Origin of the sequence: Sinorhizobium terangae (genome assembly GCF_029714365.1) — a bacterium.
GTDB lineage: Bacteria > Pseudomonadota > Alphaproteobacteria > Rhizobiales > Rhizobiaceae > Sinorhizobium > Sinorhizobium terangae.
The window spans coordinates 98315-121684 of sequence record NZ_CP121659.1 but is presented as its reverse complement, the minus strand read 5'-3'; the positions used below and the strand labels follow the sequence as shown (position 1 = coordinate 121684).

22 protein-coding genes and 1 pseudogene are annotated in these 23370 nt (G+C 63.6%); 13 read left to right on the top strand and 10 right to left on the bottom strand.

The genetic code is table 11. The features are described from left to right. Nucleotides 1–16: 16 nt before the first annotated feature. The 4 genes from QA637_RS00590 to QA637_RS00575 form a co-directional block, all read right to left on the bottom strand. Nucleotides 17–637 (bottom strand): nucleoside triphosphate hydrolase, encoded by a 621-nt coding sequence (locus tag QA637_RS00590; protein WP_283062917.1) that lies wholly within the window; start codon nt 635–637, stop codon nt 17–19. Then, nucleotides 634–1416 carry an ATP-binding cassette domain-containing protein gene (locus QA637_RS00585; protein ID WP_153438696.1) on the bottom strand — a complete coding sequence of 261 codons (783 nt, stop codon included), beginning with the start codon at nt 1414–1416 and terminating at the stop codon, nt 634–636. The genes QA637_RS00590 and QA637_RS00585 overlap by 4 nt, the downstream gene beginning before the upstream one ends. Continuing rightward, nucleotides 1416–2498: an ABC transporter permease gene (locus tag QA637_RS00580; protein WP_153438698.1), complete on the bottom strand. Its 1083-nt coding sequence runs from the start codon at nt 2496–2498 to the stop codon at nt 1416–1418. Before QA637_RS00580 ends, QA637_RS00585 begins: the two co-directional genes overlap by 1 nt. A gap of 214 nt (nt 2499–2712) precedes the next feature. Continuing rightward, nucleotides 2713–3738, bottom strand: a complete 1026-nt coding sequence (locus QA637_RS00575; protein ID WP_283062915.1) for a sugar ABC transporter substrate-binding protein — start codon at nt 3736–3738, stop codon at nt 2713–2715. Between the two features lie 388 nt (nt 3739–4126). On the opposite strand from QA637_RS00575, the gene QA637_RS00570 reads away from it, so the two are divergent. Both QA637_RS00570 and QA637_RS00565 read left to right on the top strand, forming a co-directional pair. Further along, on the top strand, nt 4127–5359 hold the full coding sequence (locus QA637_RS00570; protein WP_283062913.1) for an ROK family transcriptional regulator: 1233 nt from the start codon (nt 4127–4129) through the stop codon (nt 5357–5359). Between the two features lie 16 nt (nt 5360–5375). Next, entirely contained in the window at nt 5376–5804 is a 429-nt protein-coding gene (locus QA637_RS00565) for an RbsD/FucU family protein (RefSeq protein ID WP_283062911.1), read from the top strand. An 80-nt stretch (nt 5805–5884) separates the two neighbouring features. Here QA637_RS00565 and QA637_RS00560 read toward each other — a convergent pair whose 3' ends face one another. Beyond that, the gene (locus QA637_RS00560; protein ID WP_153438710.1) at nt 5885–6325 is read right to left on the bottom strand and encodes a DoxX family protein; all 441 of its coding nucleotides are present in this window, start codon (nt 6323–6325) and stop codon (nt 5885–5887) included. Nucleotides 6326–6539: 214 nt separating this feature from the next. Between QA637_RS00560 and QA637_RS00555 the strand changes: the two genes are divergently transcribed. Together QA637_RS00555 and QA637_RS00550 are read left to right on the top strand one after the other, a co-directional pair. Next, a complete protein-coding gene (locus QA637_RS00555; protein WP_153438712.1) occupies nt 6540–7244 on the top strand; it encodes a Crp/Fnr family transcriptional regulator in 705 nt (234 codons plus the stop codon). Between the two features lie 5 nt (nt 7245–7249). Then, nucleotides 7250–9130, top strand: a complete 1881-nt coding sequence (locus QA637_RS00550) for a CHASE2 domain-containing protein (RefSeq protein ID WP_283062908.1) — start codon at nt 7250–7252, stop codon at nt 9128–9130. A 9-nt stretch (nt 9131–9139) separates the two neighbouring features. On the opposite strand, the gene QA637_RS00545 is transcribed toward QA637_RS00550, so the two are convergent. After that, nucleotides 9140–9754, bottom strand: a complete 615-nt coding sequence (locus QA637_RS00545; protein WP_283062906.1) for a FecR family protein — start codon at nt 9752–9754, stop codon at nt 9140–9142. A 219-nt stretch (nt 9755–9973) separates the two neighbouring features. Between QA637_RS00545 and QA637_RS30960 the strand changes: the two are divergent. Together QA637_RS30960 and QA637_RS00535 are read left to right on the top strand one after the other, a co-directional pair. Continuing rightward, a pseudogene (locus QA637_RS30960) lies at nt 9974–10516 on the top strand (SEL1-like repeat protein); the annotation flags it as partial. A gap of 42 nt (nt 10517–10558) precedes the next feature. Then, the gene (locus tag QA637_RS00535; RefSeq protein WP_234886853.1) at nt 10559–10834 is read left to right on the top strand and encodes a tetratricopeptide repeat protein; all 276 of its coding nucleotides are present in this window, start codon (nt 10559–10561) and stop codon (nt 10832–10834) included. Nucleotides 10835–10882: 48 nt separating this feature from the next. Here the strand turns inward: QA637_RS00535 and QA637_RS00530 are convergent, their stop codons facing one another. Both QA637_RS00530 and QA637_RS00525 read right to left on the bottom strand, forming a co-directional pair. Continuing rightward, complete coding sequence (locus QA637_RS00530) at nt 10883–11917, bottom strand: proline racemase family protein (RefSeq protein ID WP_283062905.1); 1035 nt, start codon at nt 11915–11917, stop codon at nt 10883–10885. A 73-nt stretch (nt 11918–11990) separates the two neighbouring features. Beyond that, complete coding sequence (locus tag QA637_RS00525) at nt 11991–12170, bottom strand: hypothetical protein (RefSeq protein ID WP_283062903.1); 180 nt, start codon at nt 12168–12170, stop codon at nt 11991–11993. Between QA637_RS00525 and spdA the strand changes: the two genes are divergently transcribed. The 7 genes from spdA to QA637_RS00490 all read left to right on the top strand — a co-directional run bounded on the left by spdA (nt 12157) and on the right by QA637_RS00490 (nt 20598). After that, on the top strand, nt 12157–12963 hold the full coding sequence (gene spdA / locus QA637_RS00520) for a 2', 3'cyclic nucleotide phosphodiesterase SpdA (RefSeq protein ID WP_283062902.1): 807 nt from the start codon (nt 12157–12159) through the stop codon (nt 12961–12963). The genes QA637_RS00525 and spdA overlap by 14 nt on opposite strands. A gap of 41 nt (nt 12964–13004) precedes the next feature. Next, the gene (locus QA637_RS00515; RefSeq protein WP_283062901.1) at nt 13005–13319 is read left to right on the top strand and encodes a YkgJ family cysteine cluster protein; all 315 of its coding nucleotides are present in this window, start codon (nt 13005–13007) and stop codon (nt 13317–13319) included. 187 nt (nt 13320–13506) lie between these two features. After that, nucleotides 13507–17214, top strand: coding sequence for a trifunctional transcriptional regulator/proline dehydrogenase/L-glutamate gamma-semialdehyde dehydrogenase (gene putA / locus QA637_RS00510; protein WP_283062900.1), 3708 nt, complete (start codon nt 13507–13509; stop codon nt 17212–17214). Nucleotides 17215–17452: 238 nt separating this feature from the next. Then, nucleotides 17453–18037 (top strand): IMPACT family protein, encoded by a 585-nt coding sequence (locus QA637_RS00505; RefSeq protein WP_283062899.1) that lies wholly within the window; start codon nt 17453–17455, stop codon nt 18035–18037. Between the two features lie 65 nt (nt 18038–18102). Continuing rightward, nucleotides 18103–19089, top strand: a complete 987-nt coding sequence (locus QA637_RS00500) for an aldo/keto reductase (RefSeq protein ID WP_283062898.1) — start codon at nt 18103–18105, stop codon at nt 19087–19089. A 49-nt stretch (nt 19090–19138) separates the two neighbouring features. Next, nucleotides 19139–19567, top strand: a complete 429-nt coding sequence (locus tag QA637_RS00495; RefSeq protein WP_283062896.1) for a DUF1810 domain-containing protein — start codon at nt 19139–19141, stop codon at nt 19565–19567. 353 nt (nt 19568–19920) lie between these two features. Continuing rightward, on the top strand, nt 19921–20598 hold the full coding sequence (locus QA637_RS00490; protein WP_283062894.1) for a methyltransferase family protein: 678 nt from the start codon (nt 19921–19923) through the stop codon (nt 20596–20598). A 12-nt stretch (nt 20599–20610) separates the two neighbouring features. Here QA637_RS00490 and QA637_RS00485 read toward each other — a convergent pair whose 3' ends face one another. Both QA637_RS00485 and QA637_RS00480 read right to left on the bottom strand, forming a co-directional pair. Continuing rightward, nucleotides 20611–21240 (bottom strand): helix-turn-helix transcriptional regulator, encoded by a 630-nt coding sequence (locus QA637_RS00485; protein ID WP_153438739.1) that lies wholly within the window; start codon nt 21238–21240, stop codon nt 20611–20613. Between the two features lie 105 nt (nt 21241–21345). After that, nucleotides 21346–23061: a hypothetical protein gene (locus tag QA637_RS00480; RefSeq protein ID WP_283062893.1), complete on the bottom strand. Its 1716-nt coding sequence runs from the start codon at nt 23059–23061 to the stop codon at nt 21346–21348. Nucleotides 23062–23370: the final 309 nt, after the last annotated feature.

Genomic DNA, 23370 nt, shown 5'->3' with positions numbered 1-23370 from the left:
CGCTTCGAGCCATCTCTCAGAAATCCCGGATGACGAGGTCGGCCGGCCGGTAACTGCCGAGAACGCGCCGGGCGTTTGGAATGTCGTTGCCGAACGCCTTCGCCTTGGCGGTCTCGTCGTCATAGCCGTGTTCGAACCAGCGTTGCAGCAATCGCCGCTCGATCACCTCAAGGCCAGGATCGATGAAGATCGAAAAGTCGAAGGCGCCGTCGAGCCTGTTCCACGGCGTCTCATCGAGCATGAGATAGTTGCCTTCGACAAGGATGATGCGCGTTTCCGGCGCCACCACCCGCGCGGACGCAATTGCCAGTTCGCGCGACCGGTCGAAGATCGGCACCAGAACTTCGCCGTCATTGGCCCGTACGGCGACGACCGTCGAGAGAAACGATCGGAAGTCGAAGGTTTCCGGCGCGCCCTTGCGGGCAAGCAGTCCCTTCTCTTCGAGCACGGCATTGTCCATGTGGAAGCCGTCCATCGGCAGGACAGCCGTCTTCGCTCCGGCCGCGACGAGCGCCTTGGCGAGCGCTTCGGAGAGCGTCGATTTGCCGGCACCCGGGGGGCCGGCGATCGCAACGACGAAACGGGCGGCGCCGGCCGCCCGTTTCAGGATCTCGTCCGTCAAGGCCCGCACATTCATGCAGCCAGCACCTCGCCGGGCGGCGCCTTGGCACCGGTCATGAAGGCGACCGCATCCGACATCGTGTATTCCTTCGGATTGATGACGCAGAGCCGACGGCCGAGGCGGTGGATGTGGATCCGGTCCGCCACCTCGAAGACGTGCGGCATATTGTGCGAGATCAAGACGATCGGCAGGCCGCGACGGCGAACGTCGAGGATCAGTTCCAGCACGCGGCGGCTTTCCTTGACGCCGAGCGCCGCCGTCGGTTCGTCCATGATCACTACCTTGGAACCGAATGCCGCGGCACGCGCGACGGCAACACCCTGCCGCTGACCACCCGACAGCGTCTCCACCGCCTGGTTGATGTTCTGGATCGTCATCAGGCCGAGCTCCGAGAGCTTTGCCCGCGCCTGCTTTTCCATGGCCGCGCGGTCCAGCGAGCGGAACCACTTGCCCATGATGCCCGGTTTGCGGATCTCGCGGCCGAGGAACATGTTGTCGGCGATCGACAGCGCCGGCGACAGGGCGAGGTTCTGGTAGACCGTCTCGATGCCGGCCTTCCTGGCCTCCATCGGCGAGCGGAAATTCACGGGCTGGCCTTCGAGCTGGATCTCGCCCTCGTCGGGGGTGATCGCGCCGGAGATCGCCTTGATCATCGAGGATTTGCCGGCGCCGTTGTCGCCGATCACGGCCAGGATTTCACCCGGGTAAAGATCGAAATCGGCGTGGTCGAGAGCGGTCACGCGACCGTAGCGCTTGACGAGACCGCGAGCGGTGAGAATGGGTTCCTGTGCCATCAGGCTGCTACCTTTCTGATCCACTGGTCGATTGCGACGGCGATGATGATCAGCAAGCCGATCAGGAGATAGGTCCATTGCGGGTCCGTGCCCATGAGGCGAAGCCCGAGCGAGAATACGCCGACGATCAATGCGCCGAAGATCATGCCGAGAATGGAGCCACGGCCGCCGAACAGCGAGATGCCGCCGATCACCACGGCGGTAATCGATTCGATGTTCGCGAACTGGCCTGCCGTCGGCGAGACGGAGCCGATGCGGCCGATCAAGGTCCAGCCGGCAAGCGCGCAGATCAGACCCGAAAGTGTATAGATAGTGACGAGCATACCCTTGACATTGACGCCGGCGAGCTTGGCCGCCTCCGGGTCGTCGCCGACCGCGTAGACATAACGCCCCCAGGCGGTGCGGTTGAGCACATACCAGAGCAAGGTCACGAGAAGCACCATGGCGACGACGCCATAGGTGAAGACGGCGTTGCCGATGCGGAAATTCTGACCGAAGAACTGCAGGATCGGTGCGTTGGCGGAGATATCCTGTGCGCGGATCGTCTCGTTGGCGGAGTAGAGGAAGTTGGAGGCGAGCACGATCTGCCACATGCCGAGCGTGACGATGAAGGGCGGCAGCTTCATGCGCGCAACAAGCGTGCCGTTGATAAAGCCGCAGAGCGCGCCGACGCCGAGACCGCAGAGGACCGACAAGGCCGGTGGCAGGCCGTAGCGGAACGTGAACTGTCCCATGATCACCGATGACAGCACCATCATGGCGCCGACCGAGAGATCGATACCCGCCGTCAGGACGACGAGCGTCTGGGCAGCGCCGACGATGCCGACGATCGCTACCTGCTGCAGGATAAGCGTCAGCGTGAAGGCAGAAAAGAACTTGCCGCCGAGAATGGCGCCGAAGGCGATCAACGACAGGACCAGCACGATCAGCGGAACGGCGGCCGGGCTTGAATGAAGGAAATGCTGAAGCTTCTGAAGCGGCGTCTTGTCGTGCGTGTCGAAGGACGCCACTTCCGTCGAGCTGTTGACCAGGACCTTTTCGAATTCCTGGGATGTCGGTGCGGCTGTATTTGGTTCGGCCATGGAGACTCCTCCCGTGAACCCCACTCCCAAGGGGGTTGCATTGCTGCCGGATGCGGCCCGCCTGTGATCGCGGCGAGTTTCAGCAATTACTAAAAATTGTGCAGGTTTTCCGCGCCTTGTCAAAGACTGCGGCGCTTACACGAAGGGCGGCCGGGGCCGCCCTTCCCTGTCACATGATCTGGCTGGACATGATCTGCCTGGACTGGGAGCCCGATCAGCCCCAGCACTTGTCCGTGCCGACCTTGGTGTCGATCGAATCGACGCCTGCGGCCGGCTTGTCCGTGACCAGCGAGACGCCGGTATCGACGAAGTCCTTGCCTTCGGTCGGCTTCGGCTTCTCGCCGGTGTCGGCGAACTTCTTGATTGCTTCGATGCCGAGCGCGGCCATCATCAGCGGATACTGCTGCGATGTCGCGCCGATGACGCCGTCGGCGACGTTCTTGACGCCCGGGCAACCGCCGTCGACAGAAACGATCAGCACGTCCTTTTCACGGCCGACGGCCTTCAGCGCCTCATAGGCACCAGCGGCGGCCGGTTCGTTGATCGTGTGCACGACGTTGATGGTCGGGTCCTTCTGGAGAAGGTTCTCCATGGCCGTGCGACCGCCCTCTTCGTTACCGTTGGTGACGTCGTGGCCGACGATGCGCGCGTCGTCCTCGTCACCGATCTTGTTCGGGTCCTTCGGGTCGATGCCGAAGCCGATCATGAAGCCCTGGTCGCGCAGAACGTCGACGGTCGGCTGCGACGGAGTCAGGTCGAGGAAGGCAACCTTGGCATCCTTAGCGGCGTCACCGAGCGTTGCGGCCGCCCATTGCCCGATCAGCTTGCCGGCAAGCAGGTTGTCGGTCGCGAAGGTGGCATCAGCGGCATCGAGCGGCTCAAGGGGGGTGTCGAGCGCGATGACCAGCAAGCCGGCTTCGCGTGCCTTCTGCACCTGCGGCACGATGCCCTTGGTGTCGGATGCCGTCAGCAGGATGCCCTTGGCACCATCGGCAATGCAGGTTTCGATCGCCGCAACCTGGCTTTCGGAATCACCATCGATCTTGCCGGCATAGGATTTCAGCGTCATGCCGAGTTCCTGCGCCTTGGCAGCGGCACCTTCCTTCATCTTCACGAAGAAGGGGTTGGTGTCGGTCTTGGTGATGAGGCAGGCGGAGACATCGGCCGCCTGCGACGGCGAAGCGGAGGCCACGCCAAGTGCGAGCGCGCCGAATGCGGCAGAAAGAACTGTTTTCTTCATAAAACCCTCCCAAGGATGAAAAGCGCCGGTGGGCCGGCTTCCAGGCATCGCCGCCGCAGCATTCTCCTCCTGCAGACGGCGCTTCCGAAGATAAGTCAAACACCAAACTTTCAGGGTGTCAATAAATAAATCAAATTGAATTATTATTTGGTTGTGGCATTCTGAGACTCAAGGACGATCTCGGGAGGAAGCTCGACCGTCCGTCAAATTGACAGATCCACCTGAAGTGGAAAGAACAGACTCGTGCCAAGCGAGCATCTACAGCGCCGCGCACTCCACCGGACGCGCGACGTCGCTGTAGGCCTTTGAATTTGCGGCATGATTTTGTCCTTGGATCGTTCCTGATTCAAGGAGCCATGCGGCGGTGCCAACGGGAGGAGACGGTGGCATGTCACTGACAGATGATTCCCGCGAGGGATCGACGCAACCGGACGTGATAGACCCAAGCGGCGGAGCGAACCAGACCCGGGTGCGCGCCTATAACGAGCGCCTGGTCATGTCGCTGGTCCGCCGCCACGGCAGTCTGTCGAAGGCGGACATCGCCCGACGTTCCGGCCTCTCCGCCCAAACCGTCTCGGTCATCATGCGCGCGCTCGAACGCGACGGCCTCCTGATCCGCGGCGCCCCGGTGCGCGGCCGGGTCGGCCAGCCCTCGATCCCGATGCGCCTCAATCCCGATGCGGTCTACTCCTTCGGCGTCAAGATCGGCCGGCGCAGCGCCGACCTGGTTTTGATGGATTTCGTCGGCAATATCCGGCTGCACCTGCATCAGATCCACACCTACCCGCTACCCGAGGATCTCGTCACCTTCATCGTCGGCGGCATTGAAAAACTCGAGCAGCAACTCGCGCCGGAGCAGCGCGCGCGGATCGCCGGCGTTGGTATCGCGACGCCCTTCGAACTCTGGAACTGGGCCGAGGAAGTCGGCGCACCGCGCGAAGAAATGGACCGCTGGCGTGAAGCCAACCTTCAAGGGGCCGTGGCCGCGCAGATACGCCACCCGGTCTTCCTGCAGAACGACGGAACGAGCGCCTGCGGAGCGGAGCTCGCCTTCGGTGTCGGCTCGAGTTATCCCGATTTCGTCTATTTCTATATCGGCTCCTTCATCGGCGGCGGCATCGTCCTCAACTCCGCCCTCTTTTCCGGGCGGACGGGGACCGCAGGCGCGGTCGGCCCGCTGCCGGTCTCGGGCAAGGACGGCAAGTCCACGCAATTGCTGAAAATCGCTTCGGTTTTCGTGCTCGAAAACCTGCTGCGCGAGCGCGGCATCGATCCGCAGCCGCTCTGGTACTCGGCGGACGATTGGATCGACTTCGGCGAACCGCTCGATATCTGGATCCAGGACACGGCCGCGGCCCTCGCCCAGGCCGTTGTCTCCGCCGCATCGATCATCGATTTCTCGGCAGCGGTCATCGACGGGGGCTTCCCCCCTTGGGTGCGGGCGCGCATCCTTGCGGCGACGCGCCGGGCGCTGCAGACGCTTGACCTCCAGGGCGTGACGGTTCCGGATCTCGTCGAAGGCGCGGTCGGAAGCCACGCCCGGGCGATCGGCGGCGCGAGCCTTCCGCTGTTTTCCCGTTATCTCTTGGACACCAATGTCCTCTTCAAGGAGCTTAGTTGATGAAGGAGCTTAGTTGATGTTGAAAGGAATAAACCCGCTGCTCGGCCCGGAACTTCTCGCGGCACTGAGGGCAATGGGTCACGGCGACGAGATCGCGCTCGTCGACGGCAATTATCCGGGCCAGGAGCACGCGCGTCGCCTTGTCCGGCTCGACGGACACGGCCTTATCCCGGTGCTCGACGCAATCTTGAGCGTCCTGCCGATCGATGATTTCGTGCCCGAGGCGATCTTCCGCGCCACGGTCAAGCAGGACAAGCAGGCGCTGGACCCCGTGCATCGGGAAATCATCGAATGCTGCGGCAGGCATGAGCCGTCACGCAACGTCGTGCCGCTGCTCGGCGCCGACTTCTATCCGCGCGTTAAAGCCGCCCATACGGTGGTGCAGACCAGCGAGCCGCGCCTTTACGGCAACGTCATTCTCCGCAAGGGCGTCATCTATCCCTGACAGAACGCGACAATGCAAAGAGCCCGCCGGGACAGCCGGCGGGCTCTTTGTTTTTGGTCAGAAACGTTTTTCGTCACGCCTTATGCGGTGGCGAGAACCTTTCCAGTGCGGGCATCGACCGAAAGAGCGCCCGGACCGAAGGCGGCTAGCACCAGGAAGGCACCGGCGATCGTGATGTTCTTCATCATCATGATCTGGTTGAAGACCGTCAGCAGGCCGTTGGCAGCCGCCGGAAAGTCCGGAACGTTGATGGCGCCGCTGTGGAAGACGAGACCGGTAACCAGCGCGAATGCGGCCAGCAGGTAGGACGCGATGCGGGTCTGGAAACCGACGAGGACCGCGATGCCGGCAACGAGTTCAAACAGTCCGGCGAGATAGGCGAGCGCGGTCGGAGCCGGCCATCCGGCGCCGGTAATCATGCCGGCGGTTGAGGTGGGATCGGCCAGCTTACCGAAGCCGGACATGATGAACATGATCGAAAGGAGGATGCGCCCGATGAGGACGATAACATTCTGAGACATGCGCGAGGCTCCTGTTGGAAGGGTGTTGGCACCAGAAATATCAACATTTTCAAAAACATCTAGTTGCACAACCGACAACACATCGTTCACAATATGGAGACAGCCGCGAGCCATCGTCAACCACTCTCCCATCCAAGCAACTCTTTTCTGTTGCAAGGAAGGACGGACTGGGTGAAGAATTTCAAGGCGTTGCAGGGAACGCAGGGGAGATCTTATGAGCGAAGTCAACAGAAGTCCGGCCTTCTGGCGATCCTTTCCGATTTTCGAGGAATTCGACAAGGAGACGCTGATGGAGCTCGCCGGCATCGCCACGTACCGGAGATGGCCGGCAGGAACGGTCATCTTCCAGCGCGGCGACGAAGGCAATTACATGGTCGTCGTGGTTTCGGGCCGCATCAAGCTCTCGCTCTTCACACCCCAGGGCCGCGAACTGATGCTGCGCCAGCACGAGGGGGGCGCCCTCTTCGGTGAAATGGCTCTGCTCGACGGCCAGCCGCGGTCGGCCGACGCGACGGCGGTCATCGCATCCGAAGGCTACGTTATCGGCAAGAAGGCCTTTCTCGATCTCATCATCCACCGGCCGCAGATCGCCGAGGCTGTGATCCGCTTTCTCTGTGCGCAGCTTCGCGATACCACCGAGCGGCTGGAAACGATCGCGCTCTACGACCTCAACGCCCGCGTCGCCCGTTTCTTCCTGGCAACGCTCAAACAGATCCACGGCCACGAGCTACCGAGCAGCGCCAATCTGCGGCTGACCTTGAGCCAGACCGACATCGCCGCCATTCTCGGCGCAAGCCGGCCAAAGGTTAATCGCGCCATTCTCTCGCTTGAGGAATGCGGTGCGCTGAAGCGCACGGACGGCATCATTTGCTGCAACGTCGATCGCCTCCTGAATGTCGCCGATCCGGAGGAGGGCTAGCTCGATTGAGCGCGAAGCACCGCGGCCGCCATCGCGTCACCCCGCTCTTCGGCGGGATCGTCGCAAGCCTGGCGGTGGCGCTGCTTCTCTATCTTTATGGCGAAACCGTCTTCAAAACCCCGCGCGAACTGTTCTTCGACAACCTCACGCAATGGGTGACCTCGCCCCGGTCACCGGACATCACCGTTATCGACGTCGACCGCAAGGCGCATGAAGCGCTCGGCTCCGGAAACTGGGACCGGGCGGCGACGGCGGCGCTGATATCGCGGCTGGCCGCGGCGCGAGCGAAGGTGATCGCGGTCGATTTCGTCTTCAGCTCCGATTGCGAGACCGACGCCGCCGGCAATGTCGCGCTCGCTTCTGCGATCGCGGAGGCGCCTGTCGTTCTGGGCTTTCTCGCCGCGGACCGTCCGCTGGAGCATCCGCGTCCCGTTCCTCCGCTTGCGCTCAGGCGCCCGCTTGCGGTGCCGGAATCTTGGTTCATTGCAGGGGCGGAGACGTCCTGCCCGGCATTCATGGACTCGTCCAAAGCGGCGACCGCCGGATTTCTCGTCGGCGACGAGGATGCGCGCGTGCGCCGCGCGCAGGCTTTCACGATCCTCGGCAACGACGCTTATCCGGCGCTTGCGATCGAAGCGGGACGGCTCGCGGCCGGGAGCAGCACGCCGGTGCTTGGCGGCGAGCCTGCTTGGCTCCGGCTCGATCACGCCGTCATCCCCCTCGACGAGGCGGGCAACCTGCGCTTCGTCGCAAGCTCGGAAGATGCAATTGCCGCACGCACGCTCTCGGCTGCCGACGTCATGGCAAACACGGCCGACCGGAACCGCCTTGAGGGAAAACTGATCTTCATCGGCAGCAGCATGCCGAGCCTCGGCGGTTTGAGGCCCAGCGCCTCGATGCCGCTTGAGCCTTCGGTGCAGATCCACGCCGACATCGCCAACGCCATCATTACCGGCTTCGTACCCTATCGGTATGGCGGGCTGCCGCTGCTGGAAGCCTTGTTCAGCTTCGCTGCCGGCACGCTTGCAGCTGTTTGCGCGACGCGGCTTCGGCCGCTCGCAACCCTTGTCTTCGGCCTTCTCGCCCTGCTCTTCGTCGTCGCCGGCGCCGGCGGGATTTATGCCGCGACCGGCTGGCTCATCGATGCCGTCGGCATCGGTGCGGCGCTAATGGCTGTGCTCGTGGTAACGAGTGCGCTGCACCTTGCCCATGTACGCCGCGCCGAGGCGATCGCCCGGGAGAAATTCTCGCAATACCTGCCGCAGTCCGTCGTCGCGCGCTACATCGACCAGCCGAATGCCGGACGCGTCGCCGGCGAGGAGCGCGTGGTCACCGCGCTCTTCACCGATATCGAGGGATTCTCGACCCTCGCTCACAAGCTCGGCCCTCACGAGCTCGTGGCCCTCCTCGACATCTATTTCGCGGAGGTGAACGCGCTCGTCTCGCGCTATGGCGGCATGGTCGACAAGGTGGTCGGCGATGCCGTGCATGCGCTCTTCAACGCGCCGGAAGACCTCGACGATCACGTCGACAAGGCGATCGGATGCGCCGTCGCGATCCACGCCTTGACCGAAGAAATGCGGCGGCGGCCCCAATTTGCAGAAAACGGCTTCGGCCGAACCCGGATCGGCGTCGAAACCGGGCCTGCCGTACTCGGCGAGGTCGGCGCGGGTGGCAAGCTCGACTACACCGCTCATGGCAACGCCGTGAACCTGGCGGCGCGGCTTCAGGACGCGAACAAGTTCCTTGGAACGGCAATCTGCATCGGGCCGGCGGCCGCGGCCCAATCGGGCGTGCCTCTCCAGGCGCTCGGACGCCACGATATCCGCGGTTTCGGACCGATGGAGCTTTTCACAGTCGCCGACCTGCCATCAACGGCAGCGTGACGGCGTGCGTTACAAGCCGACGCTTGCATAGGCTTCCCGGATGCGGGCCTGCCCCCAGTTTGTCAGCTCCGACGGCGCTGCGCCGGGCCGGTCGAAGTCGACGCCCTGGCCGGCTGTAACCGTGCGCGTCACGCCGCCGCCCCGGACCGAGACCGCTCCACGCTCGACGAAGACGGCAAAGGCGGCCCTGCTCGGGCCGCAGAAGAATTTCGTGCCGCGCACGCCGATCATGCCGAAAGCCGTGCGCACTGCCACGTTCACCTTCGAAAGCCCTTCCGGACGGTCGAATACCATCCGGCCAAGACCGAGTTCCAGCGTGCCACCCTGGCCGGCGATGAACCTGTCGATCAAGAGTTCCGTTTGCGGACCGAGCAGGATGCGCGTCTCGCTGAGCGCCAAATCGGCAAAGCTGTTGGTGCTCGTCGACACATAATCGTTGTCGAGAACGTCACTGCCGACGGCAAGCCGCGCATCGTCCTCTCCCTGCCGACGGCGTACATTGCCGCGTATCTTTTCCGCCTTGCCGACCACGGAATTGGGCGCCGCCCGCGCCGACCGGCCGGCGATCGCCGCCAGCATCAGGCCGCCGACAAAAAAACGCCTTTTCACAAATATCTGCCGCATCGGCTTTGCTCGCTGCTCCCGCAACGCTCCCTGTTCGAGCCTCCGGCGTTTCAGAGGATAACCGCACGCATAGGCGAAGCAAGACGCATCTCGCCTTTGCACGACGCAGGCGCCTCCCCCCCGCGACTTCGCCGCCCGATGTGAAGCGCCGCTGTTTCCCCAGGAACAGGGCCGGCGCAGCGACCGCCGTAGGATGGGGGTACTAAGAGGGAAACCGTCATGAGCAACCGGATCAATCAGTGCATTCGCATCGCCAACGTCCTGCTGTTGGCGGCCATCATGCTCCTTTCGTTTGCTGCGATCGCGCTGCCCGCGGCGCGCGCTTCCGACCTGACCGCCGCGGAACAATGCGACCGGGAAGCGGGCAGCGAATTCGACCTCGAGCGGAACAGATCGTTCCCGGCGGTTTCCACGGAAGATATCCGCATCGGTATCGCGCTTTCCGCCTGCCGCGAAGCCTATAACCAGAATGGCGATGCGCGCACACAATTCCAGCTCGCGCGTGTCCTCGACAAGGCCGGGCAGAAAGTCCAGTCGCGCCGCATCCTCGAGGAAGCCGCGCGCGGCGGTCATGCGCTCGCCATGGTGAATTACAGCGCCCTGCTTGCCGAGGCGGGCGAAGCGCAAACGGCGTTCGACCTCTATCAGCGAGCAGCTGCAGCCGGAAACATCCTCGCCGCCTACAATCTCGGTGTCGCCTATCGCGACGGTGTCGGTACTGCCGCTGACGGCGCGCTTGCAATCCGCTGGTTTGAGCGGGCATCGATCGCCGGCGACGACGTCGCCGCATTCAATCTGGCGGTGATGCTCGACGAGGGCAAGGCGGTGCCGGAAGACAATCTAGAGGCCGCAAAATTCTACGGGCTCGCCGCCGAGCGCGGCAATGTCGACGCGATGATCAATCTGGGCCTGATGTTCGAAAGCGGTGAAGGCGTGCGGCGCAACCCTGTCGCCGCACAGGAACTGTTCAGGCAGGCAGCCAATCGGGGCGATCCGCTTGGGCAACAAAAGCTCGACCCGATCGCCACCGGCAGCGTTTTGCGCACCGCCATGCTGGCAAAGATGGACCAGTCCAAATGAAGACACCATCTGTGCGCGGCGGGATAATGCCCGCCGCACGATCGGGCCTCAGCGGATCTCGCCCGCCTGCGGCCCCCAGGTATCGGTCAGCGCAAATCCTTCGGCGAGCGGATCGAACGGATCCAGCGCCACCTGATGCAGGCCGAACGTCCAGCCCCGACCGGAGATGGTCGGAATGACTGCCGGCCGGCCGGCGACCGTCGTCACGCCCTCGAGCCCCACCTCGAACTCCGAGCCGATGATCGACCGGGATTTCAGCACGTCGCCCGGCTTGACTTGGCCGCGCGCGTGAAGCGTCGCGAGGTTGGCCGAGCTGCCGGTTCCGCAAGGAGAGCGATCGACGCGGCCTGGCCACATTGTCGTGCAGGTGCGGACCATGCCATCCGCCTCGGTATCGCGAAACATCACATAGGCGACGCCGCTGATTTCGGGGATTTCCGGATGGACGACCGGGATCGTGCGATTGACGAGGTCCTTGAGCAGCATGCCCGCCTCGACCAGTAGCCGCGCATTCGCCTTTTCGATCGTCGTGCCGATCTGGCGGACATCGACCAGCGCATAGAAAATGCCGCCGAAGCAAAGATCGAGCTTGATGCGGCCCCATTCCGGCGTTTCGACCTCGACATCGAGCTCCTGCACGAAGGACGGCACCATGGTGAGCTTCACCCTTTCGCACCGTCCGTCGCGGCAGGTGGCCGTCGCCTTGACGAGGCCTGCCGCCGTGTCGAGCACCACCACCGTCTCCGGCTCCTTCATCTCGATCATGCCGGATTCGAGCAGGGCCGTCGTCACGCAGATCGAATTGGAACCGGACATGGCATGGGCCTGATCCGCCTGAAGGATGATGAAACCGGCATCGGCCTCCGGCCGCTTCGGCGGCACGAGCAGGTTGACCGAGCCGATCGATCCGGAACGCGGCTCAAGGCAAAGGAAGCGGCGCAGGCTGTCGTCGACCGTGTTGATGTGGTTCAACTGCTCGGCGATCGAGTTGCCCGGGATTTTCGGCACGCCGCCGATCGCCACCTTGCCGATCTCACCCTCGCAATGAACGTCCAGCAACTGGATCGTGCGCTTCCATCTCATGACCTATCTCCGGATATCGCGTCTTCTCGCCGTTCACCGATCTCGAACCAGGTCGGCGCCGCCGCCTGATATATCAGACGGGGTGATGTTGCATACAGTGTTCATTGGCCTGCTGCAAGACGGCCGACGACACCGTCTCGACAAGTACATCGACCTGTTGCCCATTCACCCAAAGTTGCCGCTTGACGGTTGTGCCGCGGCGCGGGAGCGTGAAAGTACCGCCTATCACCGGAACGAGCATGACGAAGTTCATCCTCTTCACCGACCTGCATATGGTTCCCGAAGGTGTGACGATCATCGGGCTCGATCCCTATCGGCGGCTCGCCTGCGGGATCGCTCACGTCAATCGTTACCAGGCGGATGCGGATCGGGTGATTTTTGCCGGAGACCTCACCCACGGGGCCGACCGACCGTCCTACGAGCGCCTGAAGGTACTTCTTGGTGAACTCGTTCCGCCGGCGGCGATGATGATCGGCAATCATGACAGACGCGAGGTTTTCCTCGATGTTTTTTCCGGCGCGGCAACCGATGAGAACGGCTTCGTCCAGCAGGTCATCGATTTTGACGACTGTCGCGCCGTGCTGCTCGACACGCTGTTCGCGCCGCCTTACGACTATCCGGTGAGCCACGCTGGGCATCTTTGCCAACAGCGCCTTGCCTGGCTCGACCGGCAACTCGCCGAGGCCGGCGGCCGGCCGGTGCTGATCTTCATGCACCATCCTCCGCATATGACCAGCTTCACGAGCATCGACATGATCCGCCTTGTCAACGGGCAGGAATTCTACGAACTCGTGAAACGCCACGGCAACGTGCGCCACATCTTCGCCGGTCATGTTCATCGCACGATCAGCGGCTCGAGCCACGGCATTCCGTTCTCGATATTCAAGAGCCCGGTTCATCAGCAACCGATGCCCTTCGATACGCCCGACGCCTCGCTCTCCGTCGACGAGCCGGCGGCCTATGGCATCATCCTCATTACCAGTGACGGAGTCATTGTCCACACGGAAGACTACGAAATTGCCCGGCGCGACGCGGCAATGGCGTGACGACCATTTCGACGCCACTGCCTTCGTGTTAGGCTGGGGCCATGAGCCATTCCGTTTCATCCAGCCTGGATTTCGACTGTCAAAGCTGCGGCGCCTGTTGTGCCTATTCGGCCGATTGGCCGCGTTTCTCGCTGGAGACAGACGAGGAACTCGATCGCATTCCGGCGGAATATGTCGCTGCCGATCTCGGCGGCATGCGTTGCGAGAACGATCGATGCACGGCGCTCGATGGCACTCTCGGCCGCTTCGTCGCTTGCAAGATCTATGCGGTACGACCGATCGTGTGCCGCACATGTATGCCCGGTGACGACGAATGTCTGATCGCGCGCACACGCCATTTCGGCGCAGCCGCCTGACCCCGGATCATTCGGCACTGACGGCGACACTCCGCATGTTCCGCCGTTTGCTGGCGGGTCGATAGCGAAATATCCCGAGAACGGTGAAATTTGCCGGATGGATGTTCGGCGTTGTCAAGCGTATTTTCTGCCCACGAAATCAGGGGTGCCAGGCGCCCCGTTACCGCTCCGTGGAGGACTCCGTTCGATGAGCCAGACCAAGCTTCAAAAATCCCCCCCAGCCACGGACGCGGCGCCGGCGCCCTTTGCCGACTTCGCACCGCCGATCCGGCCGCAAACCACGCTTCGCCAGGCTATCACCGCCGCCTATCGCCGTCCCGAAACGGAATGCCTGCCGGCGCTCATCGAGGCGGCGACGCTGCCCAAGGAAATCCGCGATGCCGCCGCCAAAACCGCCCGCAAGCTGATCGAGGCGCTCCGTGCCAAGCACAAGGGATCGGGCGTCGAGGGGCTCGTGCACGAATATTCGCTGTCGAGCCAGGAGGGCGTGGCGCTGATGTGCCTTGCGGAAGCGCTGCTGCGCATTCCCGATACGGCGACCCGCGACGCGCTGATCCGCGACAAGATCGCCGACGGCGACTGGAAGTCGCATCTCGGCGGCGGTCGTTCGCTCTTCGTCAACGCCGCAACCTGGGGCCTCGTCGTCACCGGCAAGCTGACCTCGACCGTCAACGACCGCAGCCTTGCTGCTGCGCTGTCGCGGCTCATCGCGCGCTGCGGCGAACCGGTGATCCGCCGCGGCGTCGACATGGCAATGCGGATGATGGGCGAGCAGTTCGTCACCGGCGAGACGATCGACGAGGCGCTGCGCCGCTCGCGGGCGCTCGAACAGAAGGGCTTCCGCTACTCCTACGACATGCTCGGCGAAGCGGCGACCACGGCGGCTGATGCGGAGCGCTACTACAAGGACTATGAAACCGCGATCCACGCGATCGGCAAGGCTTCCGCCGGCCGCGGCATCTACGAAGGCCCCGGCATCTCGATCAAGCTCTCGGCGCTCCACCCGCGCTATACGCGCGCGCAGGCCTCCCGCGTCATGGGCGAATTGCTGCCGAAGGTTAAGGCGCTCGCGCTCATCGCCAAGAAATACGACATCGGTCTCAACATCGACGCCGAGGAGGCCGACCGGCTGGAGCTGTCGCTCGATCTCCTCGAAGAGCTCTGCCTCGACGCCGACCTTTCCGGCTGGAACGGCATGGGCTTCGTTGTGCAGGCCTATGGCAAGCGCTGCCCCTTCGTTCTGGATTTCATCATCGACCTCGCGCGCCGCGCGGGCCGGCGCATCATGGTGCGCCTCGTCAAGGGCGCCTATTGGGATGCGGAGATCAAGCGCGCGCAGCTCGACGGGCTTGAGGATTTCCCCGTCTTCACCCGCAAGATCCATACTGACGTTTCCTATATCGCCTGCGCCCGCAAGCTGCTTTCGGCGACGGACGTGATCTTCCCGCAGTTTGCCACCCACAACGCGCAGACGCTCGCTACGATCTACCACATGGCCGGAAAGGATTTTCAGGTCGGCAAATACGAGTTCCAGTGCCTGCACGGCATGGGCGAGCCGCTCTATGACGAGGTCGTCGGCCGCGCCAATCTCAATCGTCCGTGCCGCATCTATGCGCCAGTCGGCACGCACGAGACGCTGCTTGCCTACCTCGTCCGCCGCCTGCTCGAAAACGGCGCAAACTCCTCCTTCGTCAACCGCATCGCCGACCCGAAGGTCTCGGTCGACGAGCTCATCGCCGATCCGGTGGAAATCGTCCGCTCCATGCCGGTGGTCGGAGCAAAGCACGACCAGATTGCCTTCCCGGCGAAGCTTTTCGGCGAGACGCGCACCAATTCCGCCGGCGTTGATCTTTCGAACGAAGAGAGCCTCGCTTCGCTGACGGAGGCATTGAAGGCGAGCGCCGCGACCACCTGGGCAGCCGTGCCGCAACTCGCGACCGGCGTGGCCTCCGGCGAAACGCGCCCGGTCCTCAACCCCGGCGACCACCGCGACATCGTCGGTTCGGTGACGGAAACCTCGGACGAGGATGCCAAGCGCGCGGCCCGCCTCGCTCTCGACGCTGCCGACGCATGGGCCGCGGTCCTTCCGGCGGAGAGGGCCGCCTGCCTCGACCGCGCGGCCGACCTGATGCAGGCGCGCATGCCGACGCTCCTTGGGCTGATCGCCCGCGAGGCCGGCAAGTCGCTGCCGAACGCGATCGCAGAGGTGCGGGAGGCGATCGACTTCCTGCGCTACTATGCCGAACAGACGCGCCGCACGCTCGGTCCAGCCCATAAGCCGCTCGGGCCGATCGTCTGCATTAGCCCCTGGAACTTCCCGCTGGCGATCTTCACCGGCCAGATTGCCGCCGCACTCGTTGCGGGCAATCCGGTGCTTGCCAAGCCGGCGGAAGAAACGCCGTTGATCGCCGCCGAAGGCGTCCGCCTGCTGCATGAGGCCGGCGTCCCGGCCAATGTGCTGCAACTCCTGCCCGGCGATGGCCGTGTCGGCGCGGCGCTGGTCGCGGCACCGGAGATTGCCGGCGTGATGTTCACCGGTTCGACGGAGGTCGCGCGCCTCATTCAGGCGCAGCTTGCCGACCGGCTTTCGCCTGCCGGACGGCCGATCCCGCTGATCGCCGAGACCGGCGGCCAGAACGCGATGATCGTCGATTCCTCGGCGCTTGCCGAGCAGGTCGTCGGCGACGTGATCGCATCAGCCTTCGACAGCGCCGGCCAGCGCTGCTCGGCGCTGCGCGTGCTCTGCCTGCAGGAGGACGTCGCCGACCGCACGCTCAATATGCTGAAGGGGGCGCTGCACGAACTGAACATCGGCCGCACCGACCGCCTTTCCGTCGACGTCGGCCCGGTCATCACCGCCGAGGCAAAGGGCATCATCGAGAAGCACATCGACGCGATGCGCGGGCTTGGCCGCAAGGTGGAGCAGATCGGCCTTGCCGCCGAGACGGATCAAGGCACCTTCGTGCCGCCGACGATCATCGAGCTTCAGAAGCTCTCCGATCTCAAGCGTGAGGTCTTCGGGCCGGTGCTTCACGTCATCCGCTACCGCCGCGATGATCTCGACCGGCTGGTCGATGACATCAACGCCACCGGTTACGGGCTGACATTCGGCCTCCACACGCGCCTCGACGAGACGATCGCGCATGTGACGAGCCGCGTGAAGGCCGGCAACCTCTATGTGAACCGCAACATCATCGGCGCCGTCGTCGGCGTGCAACCCTTCGGCGGGCGCGGCCTTTCCGGCACCGGCCCGAAGGCAGGCGGCCCGCTCTATCTCGGCCGGCTGGTGACGACCGCGCCGGTGCCGCCGCAGCACAGCTCGGTTCATACGGATCCTGCCCTCCTCGACTTCGCCAAGTGGCTCGATGGCCGCGGCGCGACGGCCGAAGCGGAAGCGGCACGCAATGCCGGCAGCAGTTCGGCGCTCGGGCTTGAGCTGGAGCTGCCGGGGCCGGTCGGTGAGCGCAATCTCTATGCGCTCCACCCGCGCGGTCGCATCCTGCTCGTGCCTGAGACCGAGACGGGCCTCTACCATCAGCTCGCCGCCGCGCTCGCGACCGGCAACAGCGTCGTCATCGACGCCGCCTCCGGCCTGCAGCCTTCGCTCAAGGACCTGCCCCAGAGCGTCGCCGCGCGTCTCTCCTGGTCGAAGGACTGGGCCGCGGACGGACCCTTCGCCGGCGCCGTCGTCGAGGGCGACGCCGAACGCGTCCGCGTCGTCAACAAGGCGATCGCGGGACTACCCGGTCCGCTGGTGCTCGTCCAGGCTGCGTCGAAGGAGGAGATCGTCCGCAACCCCGACGCCTATTGCCTCAACTGGCTCCTGGAAGAGGTCTCGACGTCGATCAACACCGCAGCGGCCGGCGGCAACGCCAGCCTGATGGCGATCGGCTAAGGGCGCCGATTTGCCCCTGACCCTAACCCTCTCCCCGCATGCGGGGAGAGGGGACGTGCTCACGCCGACGGTATCACTCTGCGGCTTTGCGAAGGGCGAGGCCGTGCCGCGAGTCCCTTCTCCCCGCCTGCGGGGAGAAGGTGCCGGCAGGCGGATGAGGGGCAGACCCGATGACCTGCGCCCCGCTAGCGCCCCCTTCCCCAATCCGCTATCACCGCCTGAAAAACGGAAGCAGCGGATGTTCACGCTCCAGCGCATCGAGACCTCGACACAGGAAATCAAGAAAAGCCGGTTCCTGGCGATCGCCGGCCCGGTCGAGGACGAGCAATCGGCAAAGGCCTTTCTCGCGGCCCATTCCGACCCGAACGCCAATCACAATTGCTGGGCTTGGCGCATCGGCCAGACCTATCGGTTCAGTGACGATGGAGAACCCAGCGGGACGGCGGGCAAGCCTATCCTTGCGGCGATCGACGGCCAATCGCTCGATCGCGTCGCAGTCGTCGTCACCCGATGGTTCGGCGGGGTCCTGCTTGGAAGCGGCGGGCTGATCCGCGCCTATGGCGGCACCGCTGCACTCTGCCTGAGGGCTGCCGAAAAGGCCGAACTCGTCGACACGCAGCGCGCGACGATCGTCTGCGACTTTGCCGATCTTGCCCTGATCAAAGCGCGACTGACGGCCCGCGGCGTAGCTCTTGCCGGAGAAACATTCACCGATAGAGGGGCGGTCCTGACGGCCGATATTCGGAAGGACATCGCGACGGAGGTCGTTGCACTCGTCACCGATCTCAGTCGCGGCAAGGCGATCGTCTCGCTCGAAAACTGAACTTCCATGCGAAGTACAACCAGCATAGAAGTCACACCGACGCAGAACACGACGAGGACATCGAGATGAAAACGAGAGTTTTGGGACGAACGGGTGCAACGATCTCGGAAGTCGGCTTTGGCGCCTGGCAGATCGGCGGGGCCTGGGGCGACGTCAGCGAAGAAGACGGCAAGCGCGCGCTTCACGCCGCGCTCGACAGCGGCGTCACCTTCATCGACACGGCCGACGTCTATGGCGACGGGCGTTCGGAAAAGATCATCGCGACGGTGCTGAAGGAGCGCGGCGGCGAAAGACCCTTCGTTGCCACCAAGGCCGGCCGCCGACTCAATCCGCATGTCGCCGACGGCTATACGGCCGCCAATATCGAGGCCTTCATCGACCGCAGCTTGAAGAATCTCGGCGTCGAGACGCTCTATCTCGTGCAACTGCACTGCCCGCCGACGGATGTCTATTATCGCCCGGACGTCTTCGAGGCGCTCGACCGGCTTGTCGCCAATGGCAAGATCCGCAACTACGGCGTTTCGGTCGAAAAGGTCGAGGAAGCGTTGAAGGCGATCGACTATCCGGGCGTCGCCACGGTTCAGATCATCTACAACATCTTCCGTCAGCGTCCCCAGGAATTGTTCTTCGCCGAGGCGCGGAGGAAGGATGTCGGCGTCATCGTGCGCGTTCCGCTCGCCTCCGGCCTGCTGACCGGCAAGATCGGCAAGGACACGGTTTTTGCGGCTGACGACCACCGCAATTTCAACCGCCACGGCGAAGCCTTCGATGTCGGTGAAACCTTCGCAGGCGTGCCTTTCGACGTCGCGCTCGAGGCGGTGGAAGAGTTGCGCGCGCTGGTGCCGGCCAATGTGCCGATGGCCCAGTTCGCACTACGCTGGATCCTGGAGCAGCCGGCGGTTTCTGTCGTGATCCCCGGCGCCCGCAACGAGGCGCAGGCGCAGTCGAACGCCGCGGCAAGCGCGGTTTCGGCACCCGACAATGCGACCCTGGCCGCGATCGCCGTGCTTTACGAGCGGCTGATCAAGGTTCATGTTCATCAGAGATGGTAGAGCACCGGCGCCCTGCGGAAAGACGCGGAGCGCCGGAAGGAAGGCGCCGATGCAAGAGGCCTTCGATCTTGAGCGCTTCGTGAAAGCGCAGGAAAGCACGTATCGCGCCGCGCTCGCGGAACTCACCGCCGGCGCTAAGAGAACCCATTGGATGTGGTTCATCTTTCCGCAGATCGAGGGCCTCGGCCATTCACCGACGGCGCAATATTATGCGCTCGCGAACCTGGACGAGGCGCGCGCCTATCTCAGGCATCCGCTGCTTGGCCACCGCATTCTTGAATGCACGGAGGCGGTCAATGCCGTTCTGGGCCGATCGGCGCTCGAGATTTTCGGCCGACCGGATGACCTCAAGTTTCGCTCGTCGATGACGCTGTTCGAAAGCGCCGGCCCGACGGTCGGCGTCTTCGCAAGGGCGCTCGAGCGCTATTTCGACGGGGAGAGGGATCCGAGGACGCTTGAAAAGCTCGGTAAAGGCTGACGCCGACGTCTTCACAATGTTTACAGAAGGAAAAGCAGCATCAGCGTCGAGAAGACAGCGAGCCCGACGATGACGAACATGAGTTCCTTCATCATATAGCGATACATAAAGCCCTCCTTCCCGGCGGACCGGCGTCGGGAAGCACGCTTTTTATATGGGTATCGAGCAAAGGGTTGTTAAGCAGCGACCTGCACACGACAGCGTGAAGGCGACTGCCATCACAGCTCCGCTTGAGCCGTCGCAGGGCAGATTTCGAACGTGTCGAGAAGGAGTGTCGATCGGCGGAAAAGTCTCTTCAGGCGAGCGGAAAAGTCCTCCACTGTGTAGGTCGCACAATCATCTGGAGCGTGACCATGGTCGTCAGGCTGATCGTTCAAACCCTCATCTGGTTCGGGATCATCGCAATGGTGCTCTTCGCATCGGCTGGAACCCTCGCCTGGCCAGCCGGATGGGTTTTCCTCGCGATGATGCTGACGGTCTCGCTGATCGCCGGACTGTCACTCGCCCGGCATGATCCGGAACTGCTCAAAGAACGGCTATCGGCACCGATCCAGAAAGATCAACCCTTCGCGGACAAGGTGCTCCTCACGATCATCTTTCTATTCCTGTTCGGCTCATTTGCGTTCATGGCGCTGGATGCCGTGCGGTTCCGATGGTCGTCGGCTCCGCCATGGGTGCAGGTGCTCGGCGCCTTGGCGCTCCTGCTCTCGATCTGGCTCAACTATTGGACATTCAGGGAAAACAGCTTCGCGGCACCGGTCGTGAAAATCCAGAAGGAGCGGGCACAAAGGGTTATCACCACCGGGCCATATCGCCACGTCCGCCATCCGCTTTACGCCAGCGCCCTGATCTTCGTCGCAGGCACATCGCTGCTCCTCGGCTCCTGGTGGGGGCTCGGGGCGGTGTTTGTGTTGACCGCCTTGCTCGCAATTCGCATCCGGATCGAGGAACAGGCGCTTCGGACCGGGCTCGCGGGATATGACGACTATGCAGCGCGCGTTCGCTATCGCCTTATCCCTTTCGTCTGGTAGCTCCGATCGACGTTACGGCGCGCTTGTGCCGCGCTCGGCCCGGAGGATGCGATCGGTAGCTTCCGACATTTCGGCACGAGCACGGCTATCGCCGCGTGCCGGGGGCTGCGATGTTTGCCCGGGCGGCATCAGGAGTTCCTCGAGGAAATAGGCAGAAAGCGCAGCCCGGCCGGAGAGTTCTGCCTTGTGGTAAACTGCGGTCGCTTGCTGGCGTATCGTCGCCTCGCTGGCCCCGCGAAAGCGCGCGATCTCCTTGTGACTGAACCCCTTGAGCAGCAGAAGTCCGACCTCCTGCTCCGCCTGGGTACAGCCCCAGGCGGCGAACTGGCGTTGGATCGCGGCACCGAGTTCCTGAAAATGATCGGCCAGGTCGGCACGCCACTGTGCATCGCGTGCTCGAATGCGCGCCACCTCGTCACGTAGGCCGAAGCTTTCCGCCTCCTGCTCACGCAGCCGAGAGGACAGCAGCGCAACACAGGCCGAACAGCCGACGAGAAGCGCGATGCTCACCGCCTCCGTCAACAGTTCTGTGACTGTTAGCTCCTCCTCCTCTTTCACGACCTCAAGGCCGAGCAACAGCGCAAATGCCGATACCGCACCCGCGACAAGGATCGTTCGGCCACGTCCCCTGGTCCAATCCATGGTTCGCCTCCCCGGCTCATCACGGTGGCGTCCCGCAATTTGCTGTGCCGTCGTGATTTTGCGCCCGCAGGCCTGACTCCGCAACAGACGGGGCGCAAAAGCGGCTCAGGCGAAGAAGAAACCATCGGCACTCAGAGAGGCGGCGCCGGTGGCTGCGACATCGACATTGCCCGGGGCGATCAAATCGGTACCGTCGAGCCAATCATCGTGGATGCGTTCGCCAAAAGAGAAGGCCCAATCCTCGGCCACGACCAAATGGCCCCCGCTGGTGCCGAAATCTGTGGCCCGCTCATGCGGCGCCGCGTCGGCGAACTGGAAAGTGTCGCCGGCAAGCCAGTCTCCGAGGGGATCTTCGTCCTGATCCCCGGCCCGGTCGTCGGCCGGGAGGTCACCTGCGCTGATGCCGATCGGCTCACTGCCACCCGTCGCTCCGGACTTTGCGCCTCCGGCTTCGCGAACGAGTTGACCGAGCGTCTCGGACGGGAGCGGCATATCGCTGACCGCAACGATCGCGTCGTTGAAATCGCCGTCATAGTCGGGACTGGTGTTCAACCGGTCTTCGAAGCCGACGATCTCGATCCCGGCTGTCCCGGGCACCTTCGAGGAAAGCCCGATCGCCTGCATGCTGCCGGCGGGGTTCAACAGATTTGACCCATCATCGGCCCCGAGAGCGCTCAAGGGCTGAATCGGCAGAATGTTGCCGGCGTCGTCCATGATAGTCGGCGCGAATGGATCGTTCGCGTTGGCCGTCGCACCGGTCAGGAGGTTCTTGAGCTGCAGGCCACCATCGGCGAACTGCTCCAGATCGACTCCGATCTCGTCCACGCCGCGCACCAGGAACAGGCACAGGCTCTGGCCTTCCGGCACGTCGACAGCCACCGAGTCGCCGTTTGACGCATCGGAGAGATCCGATACCAGTATGCGCGCTTCGCTGATAGCGCCGGTCGCGGTGTCCACGAAATAGGCGCCCAGCGCGTCGGTGCTGTCGGTGGAGCCGCCGAGCACCGTCACCTGCTTCGTCGTCCCGGTCCCGGTGAAGTCCGCCAAATCAAGGTCACGTATGTCGGGGAGATCCTTTACCTCCTTGCCTTCGTGAAGCGAAGCCAAAGCAGGCGTGACGTCGTCCGTGTCGTCATCCGCCACGCCGACCACGCCTCGTCGGTAGAGATCGGCCTTCGACGTGATACTGCCGTCGGGCGCCAGCTCAAGCTCGGCGATTTCGCCCACGCCGGGCGCGTAAAATTTGAATTCGGCACCGGTGGACAGGGCGGAACTGTCGATCGTTTTGATTACGTCCTCGAATTTCCCCAAGGGCGTCTTCATGCTGAGCCCTATCTCCGCGAGGATACTTTCGTCCTCCGCAATGCCCGGCGCGAATTCTTGATAATAGGCCGTGCCGAATTCCGGGGTCGCCTTCATGGCCCAGCCCGGCTGGTTGCCGGGATCATCGGCCGACCATTGGCCTTCGTGATTGACGCCGATGAAGTTTCCGTCGTCATCGTACTCGTAATTGACGACGATCTCGCCGAAGTACCACACATTGCCTGCGGTATCCTGTGCATACCAATCGAAGGTGTCCTCGAGAATCACGTCGTCCTCGTAGACCGTGTCGCGGATTACCGTCGTACTCACTCCACGGACCTCGAACGTCGCGGAGGTGGTGAAGACGTCGTTGCGCTCCGTCGTGACCTCGCCGGTATTGGGATCGATCTCATCGCCCTTGTAGCTCAAGACGTGACCGGGGATCAGCGGCAGGTAAGGGTTGTCGATCCGCGCGCCGGGAATGAAGGTCGCCGCACCGAAATCGGGTAAGATGGCCATGGCATGTCCTCCGAGGTGATCGCGTCGCGGACGCGCCCCAACCGCCCGCTCGCCGCTGCAGCAACATGCGGCGGTTGTCCGCTCGCGGGAATCCGGCAGGTGTGACGTAGGAAAGGCTCAAAGGTTCAAGGGCCTGGGCGACCCATCTTACGGATGTGAGATATGCAGGCCCGCCCGATCGTCCTCACAAAGGGCGAATTCCGATGCTGGTGGCCGCCCATCATTCCGATCAACTGGACCTCGTGGGAACACTCTGCCGGCTGGCTCCCTTTCGCGGCGACATTGGTGGTGGGCACTTCATGCGCTATG